The organism is Ketobacter sp. GenoA1 (genome assembly GCF_003671475.1).
In the GTDB taxonomy this organism is placed as follows: Bacteria; Pseudomonadota; Gammaproteobacteria; order Pseudomonadales; family Ketobacteraceae; genus Ketobacter.
Map to the genome: position 1 here is coordinate 116,054 of NZ_RCHM01000009.1, position 13,055 is coordinate 129,108.

The 13,055-nt window shown below is 56.7% G+C and carries 15 protein-coding genes; 5 read left to right on the top strand and 10 right to left on the bottom strand.

Annotation, left to right across the window (positions count from 1 at the left end):
- Nucleotides 1-20: 20 nt before the first annotated feature.
- The 6 genes from D9N13_RS01915 to thiD all read right to left on the bottom strand — a co-directional run bounded on the left by D9N13_RS01915 (nucleotide 21) and on the right by thiD (nucleotide 3,940).
- Nucleotides 21-296: a chaperone NapD gene (locus D9N13_RS01915; protein ID WP_290585184.1), complete on the bottom strand. Its 276-nt coding sequence runs from the start codon at nucleotides 294-296 to the stop codon at nucleotides 21-23.
- A complete protein-coding gene (napF, locus tag D9N13_RS01920; protein ID WP_290585186.1) occupies nucleotides 293-799 on the bottom strand; it encodes a ferredoxin-type protein NapF in 507 nt (168 codons plus the stop codon). The genes D9N13_RS01915 and napF overlap by 4 nt, the downstream gene beginning before the upstream one ends.
- A 2-nt stretch (nucleotides 800-801) precedes the next feature.
- Nucleotides 802-948: a hypothetical protein gene (locus D9N13_RS01925; protein ID WP_290585189.1), complete on the bottom strand. Its 147-nt coding sequence runs from the start codon at nucleotides 946-948 to the stop codon at nucleotides 802-804.
- A gap of 204 nt (nucleotides 949-1,152) precedes the next feature.
- Nucleotides 1,153-2,433, bottom strand: a complete 1,281-nt coding sequence (gene hemL, locus D9N13_RS01930) for a glutamate-1-semialdehyde 2,1-aminomutase (protein ID WP_290585191.1) — start codon at nucleotides 2,431-2,433, stop codon at nucleotides 1,153-1,155.
- A gap of 58 nt (nucleotides 2,434-2,491) precedes the next feature.
- Complete coding sequence (gene thiE, locus D9N13_RS01935) at nucleotides 2,492-3,106, bottom strand: thiamine phosphate synthase (protein WP_290585193.1); 615 nt, start codon at nucleotides 3,104-3,106, stop codon at nucleotides 2,492-2,494.
- Between the two features lie 36 nt (nucleotides 3,107-3,142).
- Entirely contained in the window at nucleotides 3,143-3,940 is a 798-nt protein-coding gene (thiD, locus tag D9N13_RS01940; protein ID WP_290585195.1) for a bifunctional hydroxymethylpyrimidine kinase/phosphomethylpyrimidine kinase, read from the bottom strand.
- A gap of 215 nt (nucleotides 3,941-4,155) precedes the next feature.
- Between thiD and D9N13_RS01945 the strand changes: the two genes are divergently transcribed.
- From D9N13_RS01945 to D9N13_RS01960, 4 genes are all read left to right on the top strand, one after another.
- Nucleotides 4,156-4,575, top strand: coding sequence for an acyl-CoA thioesterase (locus D9N13_RS01945; RefSeq protein WP_290585197.1), 420 nt, complete (start codon nucleotides 4,156-4,158; stop codon nucleotides 4,573-4,575).
- A gap of 10 nt (nucleotides 4,576-4,585) precedes the next feature.
- On the top strand, nucleotides 4,586-4,840 hold the full coding sequence (locus tag D9N13_RS01950; RefSeq protein WP_290585199.1) for a GNAT family N-acetyltransferase: 255 nt from the start codon (nucleotides 4,586-4,588) through the stop codon (nucleotides 4,838-4,840).
- 279 nt (nucleotides 4,841-5,119) lie between these two features.
- On the top strand, nucleotides 5,120-6,589 hold the full coding sequence (locus D9N13_RS01955; protein ID WP_290585201.1) for a DUF3336 domain-containing protein: 1,470 nt from the start codon (nucleotides 5,120-5,122) through the stop codon (nucleotides 6,587-6,589).
- 84 nt (nucleotides 6,590-6,673) lie between these two features.
- Entirely contained in the window at nucleotides 6,674-7,297 is a 624-nt protein-coding gene (locus tag D9N13_RS01960) for a QsdR family transcriptional regulator (protein WP_290585203.1), read from the top strand.
- A 38-nt stretch (nucleotides 7,298-7,335) separates the two neighbouring features.
- On the opposite strand, the gene D9N13_RS01965 is transcribed toward D9N13_RS01960, so the two are convergent.
- The 3 genes from D9N13_RS01965 to D9N13_RS01975 form a co-directional block, all read right to left on the bottom strand.
- Complete coding sequence (locus D9N13_RS01965) at nucleotides 7,336-7,833, bottom strand: DUF4282 domain-containing protein (RefSeq protein ID WP_290585205.1); 498 nt, start codon at nucleotides 7,831-7,833, stop codon at nucleotides 7,336-7,338.
- Between the two features lie 68 nt (nucleotides 7,834-7,901).
- Nucleotides 7,902-9,260, bottom strand: a complete 1,359-nt coding sequence (locus D9N13_RS01970; protein ID WP_290585209.1) for an MATE family efflux transporter — start codon at nucleotides 9,258-9,260, stop codon at nucleotides 7,902-7,904.
- A 112-nt stretch (nucleotides 9,261-9,372) separates the two neighbouring features.
- Nucleotides 9,373-9,780, bottom strand: coding sequence for a flagellar basal body-associated FliL family protein (locus D9N13_RS01975; protein ID WP_290585211.1), 408 nt, complete (start codon nucleotides 9,778-9,780; stop codon nucleotides 9,373-9,375).
- Between the two features lie 144 nt (nucleotides 9,781-9,924).
- On the opposite strand from D9N13_RS01975, the gene D9N13_RS01980 reads away from it, so the two are divergent.
- Entirely contained in the window at nucleotides 9,925-10,596 is a 672-nt protein-coding gene (locus D9N13_RS01980) for an energy-coupling factor ABC transporter permease (protein WP_290585213.1), read from the top strand.
- Nucleotides 10,597-10,602: 6 nt separating this feature from the next.
- Here the strand turns inward: D9N13_RS01980 and D9N13_RS01985 are convergent, their stop codons facing one another.
- Nucleotides 10,603-12,972 (bottom strand): efflux RND transporter permease subunit, encoded by a 2,370-nt coding sequence (locus tag D9N13_RS01985; RefSeq protein ID WP_290585215.1) that lies wholly within the window; start codon nucleotides 12,970-12,972, stop codon nucleotides 10,603-10,605.
- Nucleotides 12,973-13,055 lie beyond the last annotated feature (83 nt).

Consider the following 13,055-nt stretch of genomic DNA (forward strand, 5'->3'; position numbering starts at 1 on the left):
GCTAACCTCTCTCCAGTTTCTTATGGTGTATGCGTGGGGATTCTGTTATCGGTTTCCTGCTCGATCTGGTGGAACACCATATTGCAGGACAAGACACCCGGCATGCGGCCAATGGCTGCCGTTGTGTCACTGATTTCGCCGGTGTGCTGACATTCCAGTGTCACCACAATCTTGCCTTCCGGGCTGGTCTGATGGACTTCCACGCCGGGTAGATTCATCAGTTGATCGATCAGAACCTGCATGCAGTCCGGTTTGGACTGAACAATGAAGCTGCTGATATGAAACTCGTCACTCATGCTGGTGAACTCGCTGGGTTGATGGACGAAACAATGCTCATGCTGTTGTTGGGGCAGGGCGCAATGCAGGCACCGCAGCCGGTGCAATCCTGCAGATTGATGTGTGGCCGGGCGATACCTCCGGCCTGATAACGGAACACAATCGCGCGGGGCTCGCAGGCGTCTTTGCAGTTCTGACAGACGATGCCGGTGTGCGTCAGGCAGTGTTCCCCCACCTCTGCCACCTGCTGCCAGGGCTGTGTTTGCTGCGGGTTAAACAGCGGCAGGGAGCAGGCGTCGGTGCAGGCGCGACAGAATGTGCATTCCCGCTGCGAAAAATCCAGCGTGGGATAAGCGCCGTCGCCATGGATGAGGATCTGCTGCGGGCAGGCCTGAATGCAATCACCACACCGGCTGCAACCGGCCACGAAATGATCTTCGTCAATGGCCCAGGGCGGGCGCAGCGGGCGCTGCAGGGAAGGGGTTACCTCCCCCCGTAGAAAGCGTCTGCGGGAAACGTCCATGATCAAGACAACATCTGTGAAATCCAGATAAACAATCCGTAACCACCGATGGCGGCAACGGCAATGGCCGGGGCCAGTACCACCGTCAAAAATAAAAACAGCAGCAATTCCTGCTTTTTGTCTGCTTGTGTTGGTTCAGGGGAATTCATGGCGCTCTCCTTGGTTCACTTAAAGTGTAGAGGGCCATTGCGGGTCAGGTTTGATTGAGATCAAGAATACGTCGGGTGTACCTCTTGAGGGGTATGCGAAAAGAGACAATAGGGGGTAGGGCGTGGCGGGCTATGAGGCGATAGAGGTAGTGCCGGGGTGGGATTCAGCGGTGATGGCCACTGAATCCGCAGCCGGTTTTAAAATTAAAGCTGTTTCATGACCTTAGCGGCCGCTTTGATGGTTTGTTCCAATTCAGTGTCACCGTGGGCGGAGGACACAAAGCCTGCTTCGTAAGCACTGGGGGCCAGATAGATCCCTTCTTTCAGCATCAGGTGATAGAATTTCTGGAAGCGCTCCAGATTGCAGCGGGTGACCTGGGAAAAGCGGGAAATGGTTTTTTCTTCACTGAAGAAGAAGCCGAACATGCCACCTACCTGATTGGTGGTAAACCCAATGCCGGCGGCGTCCGCTGCCTCTTGCAAGCCAGCCATGAGCGCCGCCGCTTTTTTGCTCAGCGCATCGTAAAAACCCTCGGTTGAAATGCCTTCCAGCATGGCCAGGCCCGCGGCCATGGCCACCGGGTTACCGGACAGCGTACCGGCCTGATACACCGGCCCGGTGGGGGCGATGTGATCCATGATGGCTTGTTTGCCGCCGAAGGCACCCACCGGCATGCCACCGCCTATTACCTTGCCCAGCGTGGTCAAATCGGGCTGGACGCCGTAATAACCTTGCGCGCCTTGCAGGGATACCCGGAAGCCGGTCATCACTTCATCCAGAATGAGTACCGCGCCACTGTCATCACACACGTCCCGCAGGCATTGCAGAAAACCCGGTACCGGCGGTATGCAGTTCATGTTACCGGCTACCGGTTCGACAATAATGCAGGCAATCTCGTTGCCGATCTCGGCAAAGACTTTTTTCACCTGGTCAATGTTGTTGTATTCCAGGGTCAGGGTATGCTCGGCCACGCTGGCGGGCACACCGGGGGAATTGGGCACCCCCAGGGTCAGCGCACCGGAGCCGGCTTTTACCAGCAACGAATCCGCGTGGCCATGGTAGCAGCCTTCGAACTTGACGATTTTATCGCGCCCGGTATAGCCGCGGGCCAGACGAATGGCCGACATGGTGGCCTCGGTGCCTGAGCTGACCATGCGCACCATATCCATGCCCGGGAATACCTCGCAGACTTTGTAGGCCATCTCCACTTCAATGGCGGTGGGCGCGCCGAAGCTCAAGCCCCGTTCGGCGGCTTCCTGCACGGCGCGGATGATGGTGGGGTTGCCGTGGCCAAGGATCATGGGGCCCCAGGAGCCTACATAATCAATGTACTGACGGTCATCTTCGTCTATCAGATAGGCACCTTTGCCGGATTTGAAGAAGATGGGATCACCACCCACGCCTTTGAAGGCCCGTACCGGGCTGTTCACGCCCCCGGGGATATGGGTTTTGGCGGCGGCGAAGAGGGTTTCAGATCGGCTCATGATGGAATTCCTGACGGGTGCTATGCATGGTTATATGGTGCAGGCTGATGTAACAGCTCTATTGAAACAGGGTGCTGTAGCGCTGGCAATGCTGTTCGGTGTCGGCACGATCAAACAGGTCGTTGATGACCGCCAGCATATTGAAGCCTGCGTCTATTAATGGGGTCGCATTATTCAGGGTTATGCCGCCGATGGCAACGGTGGGCAGGGGGCAGCGCTGCAGGAAAGGCCGCAATGCCTCCAGGTCCGCCGGCAGCGCATCGGGCTTGGTGCGGGAGGGGAAAAAACGGCCGAAGGCCAGGTAATTTGCCCCCTGATCGATGGCGGCTTCTGCCAGTGCCTGGGAGCCGTGGCAGGTTGCACCGATGATTTTGTTGCGGCCCAGTTGCTGACGCGCCGATGCTACCGGGGTGTCCTCCTGCCCCAGATGTACGCCATCGGCGTCGCATTGCAGGCACAACGACAGGTCGTCATTGATGATCAGCAGTGCACCCATCTCGCGGGTCAGTGCCCGCAGTTGTTGTGCCATCTGCAGACGCAGCGGCGCAGGGCTGCTCTTGTCACGGTATTGAATCACCTGTGCACCGCCGCGCACGGCCGCCTGCACCTGATGCAACAAGGTGGCCGTCGGGGTCAGGTGGGGATCGGTTATGGCGTACAGACCACGCAACATGGCACGGGCTCCGGTTGTGGTGAACAGAATAAGGGGCTAATGATGTTTGGAAGACCAGGACAAACGATCCGGGATCAGTTGCCCCATCCCCAGGCGGCGGCCATGGGCAATGGCTTTGGCCGTGTAAGTCTGGGCATCCCGTACCGCGCTGGCCATGGACGCGCCGTGTGCCAGGTAGCCGGCAATGGACGATGCCAGAGTACAGCCACTGCCGTGGAACTCACCGGGAACCCGGTCCTGATGATAGGATTCCAGAAACTGGCGGTGGCCCCAGAGCCGGTTTTCGATCCGGGGCTGGGCCTCATGGCCGCCGGTAATCAATACGTATTCGGCCCCTTGCGCCATCAGCTGTTGCGCACAGGCGTCCAGGGAATCTGCATCGCTGCACAGCGTTTTGGCTTCCACGGTGTTTGGAGTGACGATGCTGGCGTTGGGTATCAACAGGTCGTGGAAGGCTTCAATCAGGTTCTCCCGGGCCAGTGAACCACCGCCACCGGCGGCCATCACCGGGTCGAACACCACCGGAATATCAGCGTAATCCTGTAGCAGAATGTGGATGGCTTCGATGATATCGACGCTGGCCGTCATACCGATTTTAAACGCGGCCACCGGCATGTCTTCCAACACGGCGCGGGCCTGTTCCACCATAAACGTGGCGTCCACCGGCGCAAAATCCTTCACCCCGCCGGTGTCCTGAGCGGTGAGGGCGGTAATGACGGTGCAGGGATGGCAGCCCAGGCTGGCGAGGGTTTCGATATCCGCCTGAATCCCTGCACCACCGCAGGGGTCGTGGCCGGCAAACACCATCACGATTGGCGCACGGGGGTCGTTCATAGTGTTGCTTCCTGATTGTTGTCGGAATTTCAATACTATAGCGTGGAATGCAGGGCTCTTCACCCATGCTGCACCCGGTTTCGGAAAAGGGGGCTTTGAGCGTCGGAATTTGCGGTGCAGGGAGGAAGCCAACGCAATCTGGGTGTATAATTCACCGCACATTTCTGATCAGATTGTTTTTTGATCAAGCTTGTGCCAAGGATATGAATTAAAAAATGACTAAACAAGATGCCATGTTTTCGTTGCTGATTAACCCACGGTTTTGCGATACCGACGCCATGGGCCACATCAACAACACCGTTGTTCCGGTATGGTTCCTCGAGGGAAGGGAGTCCATTCTGAGAATTTTCAACCCCAACCTTTCCACCGAAGAAGTCAGCCTGGTGCTGGCCAAGATCGAGATCGAGTACCTGGAGGAAACGTTTTTCGGTAAGCCAGTGGAAATCCGGACCTATGTTCTGCGCATCGGTACCTCCTCCGTGTTGGTGGGCCAGGAAGCCTGGCAGGAAGGGGAGCTGAAAGCCACCGGCACCGCCACCATGGTGAACTTCGACAAACACACCCGTAAATCCGTACCCATCCCGGCGGATGTGAAGAAGCGCCTGGCCGGGCATTTGCTTGAGTCCGATCAGTGAAAGGTGGCCGGTGAGCAGCTATCAGGTGGTACACAAGCCGGAACAGTGCAGCTTTGTGGCGGACTGTGATGGTCAGCAGGCGCTGCTCACCTACCGGTTGCTGGGGGGCTCCCGGGTGGATTTTAATCATACCTTCGTCCCCAAAGCAGCCAGGGGCAGTGGTATTGCGGTCAAACTGGTCACCACGGCGGCCCAATGGGCGCGGGATCAAGGGCTCGCCATTGAGGCTTCATGCTGGTTCGCCCGCAAGGTTCTCAGGCTTTAGCGATGCCCTTAGACTAAGGTCTAACTGTCTGTTTTCTTTTCGGAATTTACAATCAGGCCGGTTGGTCTATACTTCGCCTTATTGGTGTATAAGGGGGTGGCTGCCGGTTCTCAGCCGCCTGTCGCCGGTTTACAAAATGATGCAAATCTTGCATAAACTGACAAGAAGATTTAGGTGAAACCAAGCAGGATCGGTGTTAAACATAGGAGCATAAATATAACGGCTTAACTGCCTGATTTTTTACACAAGTTTTATGTGGTTCGGGGGAAGGTTAACGATATGAAGCGAGCTTTGAAAGCCTGTCTGGAAGCAATGGATCATGCTGAAGACTATCAGTCCTGGTCTGATGCGGCCCGGGAATACGACCGGTTGTCGGGTAACGAAGAGTGGCGCGAAGAGGATGCTTCCCCCCATTACGACTACAAAATGATTCGCCTGCGCTTCAATGAGCTGCGCACGGCCCGTCAGCGTGGTGATGTCAACCAGCTGGTGTTCTACATTAATGAAGGCCTGCACGGCAATTTGGGGCGCATCGCCAACCCCATGCTCTATCAGCAGTGCTATTTCGGCACCAAGAAGCTCATCACGGATTATCTGGAAGAGGTCTGCATCTGCCTCAAATGGATCTGTGAAACCGATTTCCCCAATTTCTCCCTGGTGCAGAAACTGGAATTCTTTGAACGGACTCATCAGGCGTTCGGTGAGTCCGCATTGATGCTCAGTGGCGGCGCCGCCCTGGGTATGTTCCATCTGGGGGTGTTGAAAGCCATGTGGGACAACCAACTGTTGCCCAGCATCATATCCGGCTCCAGCGCCGGTTCCATCATGGCCTCAGTGGTGGCAACCCACACCGACGATGAACTGCAGGCCATGCTGGACCCGGAATACATCTATGCGGAAGCGTTCCGGGTGGTAGGCCTGCGGGGTACATTACGGGGTAAAGGCTTACTGGATCCGGCACAGCTGGAATTGTGTCTGGAACGGAACGTTCAGGATCTGACCTTCGAAGAAGCCTATCAACGCACCGGCCGGCGCATCAACATTACCGTTTCACCGGCGGATCCCCATCAGGAATCCCGCCTGCTCAACGCCGTGACATCCCCCCACGTTCTGATTCGCAAGGCCTCGCTGGCGTCCTGCGCCATCCCCTATGTCTATCCACCGGTCATGCTGTGGGCCAAGAACATCAACGGTGAGAAGGTGCCCTATATTCCCTCACGGCAGTGGGTGGACGGCTCCATCAAGAACGATTTGCCCATTCAGCGTCTGGCCCGTATTTACGGGGTGAACCACTCCATTGTCAGTCAGACCAATCCCCATGTGCTGCCGTTCCTGTCCCGGGCCGAAGCCGGCGAAAAAAGCATTGGTTCCTACCTCAAGGATATGGTGATCAGCAATACACGCTACAACGTCAACCAGTTGCTTGATTTCACCAAAAACCGGATCAGTAACCGCAGCCTGGCGTTGTTGGTGGACAAAGCCCATTCCGTGGTATCCCAGCGCTACCAGGGTGATATCAATATCGTGCCACCACGTCAGCCTTTGAATGCGTTCAAGGTGTTGTCCAATGCATCACCCCAGGATGTGGCGCGCTATATCCGCAGCGGTGAAATCAGCACCTGGCCCAAACTGGAGATGATCCGCAATTCCACCCTGATCAGCAGCACAATCGATGCCTGCCTCAACGCAATTAAGGTGGAAGAGGAACGCGAACTGGAAGAATACTCACAGAATCAGGCCACTGCCTGAAATTGAGTGCTCCCTGAGCCGGATTGATTGCGAGAAAAGGGGTAAAATCCCGGTTTGCAGTTCGTAATCCACTGGAGTGTAGAGGTGAGCGTGTCAAACCAGAAAACACCCTTGTCCAAGGCCTTGTCCGACAAAACCTTACGCAGTCGGGCGACCCCCTTGGACGCGTTCAATCTGGCCAAGAAAAACTGGATGATGACCCAGAAACTGAACGTAGGTGAGCTGGCGGAAGAGTTGGGGGTCAGTCGTGCCACGTTGTTTCGCTGGATCGGCAATAAGGATCTGCTGATGGGCGAGATCATGTGGTCCCTGTATGAGCCCACCGTCATGCAGGCCCGCCAATCCTGCTCCGGCGACGGGGTGGAATACGTGGTGGATGTGTTCCGCCAGGTCAACACCGCAATCCTCACTTACCAACCCATGCGTAACTGGTTGCACGCCGATGGCCAGTATGCCTTGAGTATTCTGTCTTCAAAGAACAGCCCCTATCACGACCGTATGGTGGAGTTGAACACGGATCTGCTTACCCGGGAAACCGACAAGGGCACCATTCATCCCGCCATGAACGTCGCCAGCCTGTCTTACTTTATGTGCCGTATTGGGCAATCCTGTGTGTTCAGTGAGATGATCATTGGCCAGGAGCCCGACCTTGATCAGTTGGAAGATGCCTGTACCGCGGTGCGCATCCTGCTGGGTGGCCGGCAGTAACCAGCCTGCCCGGCAGACCCGGCTTTGCAGACCCGGGTTTAGAGGGGCTCTGCTTTATTGTTGCGCCGGCGCCGGGTCCGTTGGCTGCCGCTATCCGGGTGCTCTTTCGTGGATTTGCTGCCGTTGGTGCCATTCAGAAACGGCAGGCGGCGGGTAATACCGGCCACGGATTCCATGCTTTCCGACAATCCGGAGAAGCGTTTTGATATGATCCTGATTTCTTCCATGTCCTCATAAATATGAAACACCACCAGGTAGAATTCCATTAACGCCCGTGTGATGGTGGCCACCGTGATGAACCCCACCGGCCCGGCAACAAACAGATAAAACAAGCCCCGCCACCAGGAGGTCAGAAAGGCCTCCACGGTAAAATACACCACGCCGATCAATGTGGAGGCCAGAATCACCCCATACAGCACGGGGAACATCTGCACGGTGATGAACTTGGTGAACGAAAAATCGAATAACGCATTGAAGTAGCCATGGGCCGTATTGCTGGCGCGGCTGAATGAGCGGCGATGTTCCTCTCGTGACATGGTGTTAAACCTGGGTTCTGAGCCTGTGTCCATCTTAAAGAAGCCGGGCTTGCATTAACAGACAATGTTCATGCCGGGGCGGCGTTTTGCGACAGCCTGGGCAGTTGGCGCGACAACCACACCACCGTGCCTACACCGGCAATGAGGTTGGCCAGGGCAATTCCCCCGAACAGGCCGGTGAAGCCAAACTGACTGGAGCCGAGCCAGGCCAACGGCACGGTCAGCAAGAACAGGCGAATGACGCTGATGAGGGTGCCAAACAGGGGCAATTGCAGGGCGTTAAGCGTGGAACAGCTGAGAATGACCAGGCTCTGAAAGCCATAGGAGATGGGCACCAGAATCAAGTACCAGACGATGGCGGAGTGGGTGGCCGGTTCGTCGGAAAATACCCGGGCCACCCAGTCACCGGTCAGATAGAGCAGCACGGCGATGCCCAGCTCCCAGAAAAAGGCAAAGGCCAGTACCATACGCACGGCTTCACGAATACGCTGGCCATTGCGGGCGCCGAAATTCTGGCCCACAAAAGGGGTTAATGCCGACGACAGGGCGATGATGACCACCAGGGCAAGGGCTTCGATGCGGGTGCCCACACCAAAGCCGGCCACAGCGTGATGGCCATGGCGGGCCACCATGGCGGTGAGCACCGCCGCGGCCAGGGGAGTCATCAGGTTGGTGGCCGTGGCCGGCAGAGCCACCCGCAGAATGGAGGCCCAGTGTTCCCGCTTGCGGCCCAGAATATCGCTGAACCGCATTAGCTTGCGACGATGCACCAACACCACCAGCACAGCACTGGCCGATAAGGCCCAGGCGATCAGGGTGGCAATGGCGGCACCGCGAATGCCCAGTTCGGGAAATGGGCCGATTCCAAAGATGAGCAGGGGGTCCATGATGCCGTTCACCAGTCCGGCGATGGCCATGACGATGCTGGGGGTGCGGGTATCGCCGGTGGCGCGGATCACACTGTTGCCCACCATGGGCACCACCAGCAGGAAGAAGCCACCGTACCAGAGGCTCATATACTCGCGGATCAGATCAATGGAGTGATCGTTGGCGCCCATCAGGCGGAACAGAGGGTCAATGGTGAGATTGCCTATGATTCCGATCGGTATGGCGATAGTGAGTGCTAACGTAAGGGCGTGGGCGGCAGTGCGCCTGGCCTCACTGATGTCGCCGCGGCCGATACGGGATGAGATGTGAATGGCGGTGCCGATACCGATGCCCATGGAGATGTTCATCAGTACATTGGACACCGGGAAGGTAAAGCTGACCGCCGCCAGCTCCTGGGTACCAATGAGGCCGATAAAATAGGTGTCTACCAGATTGAACATCAGAATGGCCACGATCCCGAACACGGTGGGAATGGTCATGCTGGTGAGGGTGGGAACGATCGGCCCGTTGAGGAGGTCTTTGTGGCGGTGCCCGGACATGCAGAATACGTCGTTAAAATGGGCCGCTGATTATGTCACAGCCAGCCTTGTACTTCATCTGCGCCCGTGTACTTCATCTGCTTATTGGGCCGGTGCAATGAAACAGGCCGGCTCAGTCGACAATAAAACTGGTAAACAGCACATCCTGCACATCCGCTGCTTCCCCTTCTTCCTGCAGGGCATTGATCAGTTCGTTGAGGGCGGCTTCCTTCAGCATCTGCTTGCCTTCCATGGTGCTCAGGGCCTCTTCGCTCTGACTGCTGAACAGCATCACCAAGTGGTGCCGGATGGCCGGTTTGTGGCGGCTGATGGCGTCAGCGGTAAGGCCGCCTTTTACCTGCAGGGTGACATCGGCTTTCAGATAACCCATTTTGTGGGATTGGTAATTGGTGACAAAGGCGGGTTTCAGCTCAACATAAATGACCTCTTCATTGGGGGCGGTGGCTTCCTCATCCTCCGCCTGAGCGGTGGCAATAAACAAAGCAGAAAGCAGCAATATCATGTTGGTGATCAATTTCATCGTTGACTTCTCGTGCTAGATTGAGCGGATCGGAATAGGGTGCTGGCCCTGATTAATGATAGACAGGCTTGTGGATTTTGCGTGGGCCGGGGAAGATGAAATCCTGAATTTTAGACGCAGTTGGCAAGGTTAGGGGGCGGTAATATGACGTTTTCATCTGAGCTTATGCAGAGCCTGCCCCTGTGGCCGGCGTTCTTGGTTTGCAGTGTGTTGCTGTTGCTGGCTTTGTGGCGGGCGCCCTGGCAGGCCATATTGTCGGTACCCGCCAGGCAACATGCTTTGCTGGGATCTCTGGTGGCGTTATGCCTGATCTGGTCGTTTCAGTTTGAGGTGATACCGGGGCTTTCTTTCCACCCGTTTTTGATGACCACCATCACCCTGGTGTTTGGTTGGTGCTTTGCGCTTGCCACCGGTGCGCTGGCACTGGCTTTGCTGGTGTTGGTGGGAACCGCCCAGTGGCAATCCCTGCCCTGGGACTGGCTGTTTTCAGCCTGGATTCCCGCAACCCTGGCCTACGCCCTGTTGCGCGTTATTGAGCGGCTGCCGACCCGCAATCTGTTTGTCTACATCCTGGGGCTCGGTTTTTTCGGCACCTTGCTCACTACGTTGCTCAATTGCCTTTTATTGCTGGGGTTATTCTGGCTGCTGTTACCGGAGAAGGCATTGCTGGCGTTGTGGGATAAGCGGGCTTTTGTGGTGCCGCTGCTGTATTCGGAAGGCTTTATGAACGGCATGCTGGTGACCTCGGTCACGGTGTTTTTTCCCGACCTGGTGAAAACCTTCGATGATCAGCGTTTTCTGAAATCCGACCCCTAGGGCACCTTATTCCGTGTCGGGCTGTACCGGATTGAGCAACGTCATCAATGCCGGGGCCAGCAGAAAATCCGCCATCAGCGCCAGAACAATGCAAATGCTGGAATACACCCCGAAGTGGGTGAAGTTATTCAGTTGCGACAGCGTGAGCACCAGAAAACCACTGCACAGTACAATGCTGGTGACCAGCATGGCCCGGCCCGCGGTGTGCAGGGTGTGGGCGATGGCGTCTTTGGTCCCGTAGCCGCGCTCCCGATAGCGGCCAAAGTGATGCATGAAGTGCACGGTGTCATCCACACAGAGTCCGATGGCGATGGAGCCAATCAAGATGGTGAACATATCAAAGGGCACGTCGTTCAGTTGCATCAACGCAATCACCATGGCAATGGGCAGGATGTTGGGGAACATGCTGATCAGGCCCAGCTTGAGGTTGCCCAGCAGCAGAATCATGAGCAGGCTGATCACCACCAACGCGATGACATAGGCTTCTGCGGCCGAATGGATCACCGAGTTCAGGGTGCTGCCCAACAGCGGAATTAAACCGGTTATGGTGACGTCATACTCCTCTCCCAGGGTGGCATGAAAACGCTCTTCCAGGGTGTCCATCAGCGGTGCGTAGAGCAGGGCGTTGATCCAGGGCAGGGTGAGGGTGATGCGGGCCTTGCGGTATTCCCGGTCCACCAGGCGAAACAGATCCTCCGATCCGCTCAGCTCCAGCAGGAACAGCTCCTGTGCGATCAGGGCGCGGTCGTCGGGAATGCGATAATAAGCCTGATCATTGTCGTGCAGGGCGCGGTTGCTCTCTTTCACCAGGTCGGTGATGGACAGCACCTTGTTGACCTTGAAATCAGCGTTTTCAAAGGCCGCCAGTTCCGCGCCCAGTTGCTCCAGTTTCTTCAGGAACCCGGGCTCATAGACACCTGTGTCCGTGCCGGTATCCACTACAATTTCCAGCGAAATGCTGCCCCCGAGCTCGCCATCAATGGCCAGAATACTTTGTTTCTGCGGCATGGAATCCGGTAACCATTTCATTGGGTTGTGGCTGAATTCCATGTGCGAGGCCAGCACCAGTGCGCCTGCCATGAGCAGGCTGCACACCAGCACCACGGTTTTGGGGAAGTGGAAACTGACGTGGGTGGCGCCATCGATCACGCGATCCAGAAATGGCGAGGTGTGGGGCGAATGCCCCCGGGCCTTGGTGCGGAGAGGCAGCAGGCGCAGACTGGCCGGCAACACAACAATGGTGATCAGGAATGCTCCCATGACCCCGACCGCGGTAAAGACACCGAGATTGGACACCGGCAGTAGATCGGCGTTGGCAAAAGAAGCCATGCCCGCCGCCGTGGTGAGGCTGGTGAGGAACATTGCCAGCCCGCTGTGTTCCAGTGAATGCACAATGGCGTTGCGCTTGTGGCCGGTGCGGTTGAATTCCGCGTAAAACAGGCTCAGGAAGTGGATGGAATCACCGATGCCCACCACGATCAGAAAGGACGGCAACATGGCCGTGGGCAATTGCAGGGGCTGGCGAAAAAAGCCCATCAGGCTGATGGTCAGCACAACACTCAGCAGCACCACAATCAAGGGGAGAATGACCCCACTGATACGCCGGAACAGGGCCAACAGCAGTAAGGCAATGGTGCCAATGATCCACGATGAAAAGGTGCGCATGTCGGTTACCATACTGGTGCGCAGCAGGTCGGTGACCACCGGTGAGCCGGCCACATAGAGGGTCATGCCCCGTTCGCGATGCTGATCCAGAATCTCATTGAGTTGGCGCAGAAACCCAGCGGTTTGCGCATCCGCCCGGGCCTGGGCGCGACCGGGCTCCAGGTCAGTATCGGCCTTCAGATAATGCAGCCGGATGACGATGGTAGCCATGCTGAGATCCCGGCTAACGAATAATCCCTGGTACAGGTTGTTGCTGTTGATACGCCGCAGGATCTCGGCAAAATCCTCGCGGTTTTGCGGCCAGGGTTCAAACAGATCCTCCACCATCAGCTCGTCATCGGCACCGTGTACGTAGCGCGCGCTGATCAGGGAATCCACCGATTCCGTGGTGGGTAACCCCTGATCCACATCCTGGTACAGAGCCCGGAACTGGGCTGCAAACCCGGGTGTGAGCACGTTCTCTGTGCGGGCACCGATGATCACCAGCTCATCACGGCCAAATTCCTCGCGAAACGCATTGTAATCGCGGATTGCGGGGTGGTCGGGGGAGAGGAAGCCTTCAGTGGAGGTGTCGAAGTAGATGTACTGCAATTGGGTGGCGCTGACCCCGATCACCAACACCAGGCAAAGCAAGGCACGAATCGGATGATCGTACAATTGATTCGCCAGCCGGCCAAACCAGCCTTCAACCCGGGACTTCCAAGTGGCCATACCCCTCTTGCTCCTGATCCGCTGTCATTTTTTTGTTATCTGGATTTGATAGAAGATTAAAACAGAAAATGCGATCAAAAACA

Coding starts and splice junctions, on each gene's coding strand:
- D9N13_RS01985 (WP_290585215.1), bottom strand. CDS start 12,972: ATGGCCACTTGGAAGTCCCGGGTTGAAGGCTGGTTTGGCCGGCTGGCG.
- hemL (WP_290585191.1), bottom strand. CDS start 2,433: ATGAGCCGATCTGAAACCCTCTTCGCCGCCGCCAAAACCCATATCCCC.
- D9N13_RS01980 (WP_290585213.1), top strand. CDS start 9,925: ATGACGTTTTCATCTGAGCTTATGCAGAGCCTGCCCCTGTGGCCGGCG.
- D9N13_RS01925 (WP_290585189.1), bottom strand. CDS start 948: ATGAATTCCCCTGAACCAACACAAGCAGACAAAAAGCAGGAATTGCTG.
- D9N13_RS01915 (WP_290585184.1), bottom strand. CDS start 296: ATGAGTGACGAGTTTCATATCAGCAGCTTCATTGTTCAGTCCAAACCG.
- napF (WP_290585186.1), bottom strand. CDS start 799: ATGGACGTTTCCCGCAGACGCTTTCTACGGGGGGAGGTAACCCCTTCC.
- D9N13_RS01965 (WP_290585205.1), bottom strand. CDS start 7,833: ATGTCACGAGAGGAACATCGCCGCTCATTCAGCCGCGCCAGCAATACG.
- D9N13_RS01955 (WP_290585201.1), top strand. CDS start 5,120: ATGAAGCGAGCTTTGAAAGCCTGTCTGGAAGCAATGGATCATGCTGAA.
- thiE (WP_290585193.1), bottom strand. CDS start 3,106: ATGTTGCGTGGTCTGTACGCCATAACCGATCCCCACCTGACCCCGACG.
- D9N13_RS01945 (WP_290585197.1), top strand. CDS start 4,156: ATGACTAAACAAGATGCCATGTTTTCGTTGCTGATTAACCCACGGTTT.
- D9N13_RS01975 (WP_290585211.1), bottom strand. CDS start 9,780: ATGAAATTGATCACCAACATGATATTGCTGCTTTCTGCTTTGTTTATT.
- thiD (WP_290585195.1), bottom strand. CDS start 3,940: ATGAACGACCCCCGTGCGCCAATCGTGATGGTGTTTGCCGGCCACGAC.
- D9N13_RS01970 (WP_290585209.1), bottom strand. CDS start 9,260: ATGTCCGGGCACCGCCACAAAGACCTCCTCAACGGGCCGATCGTTCCC.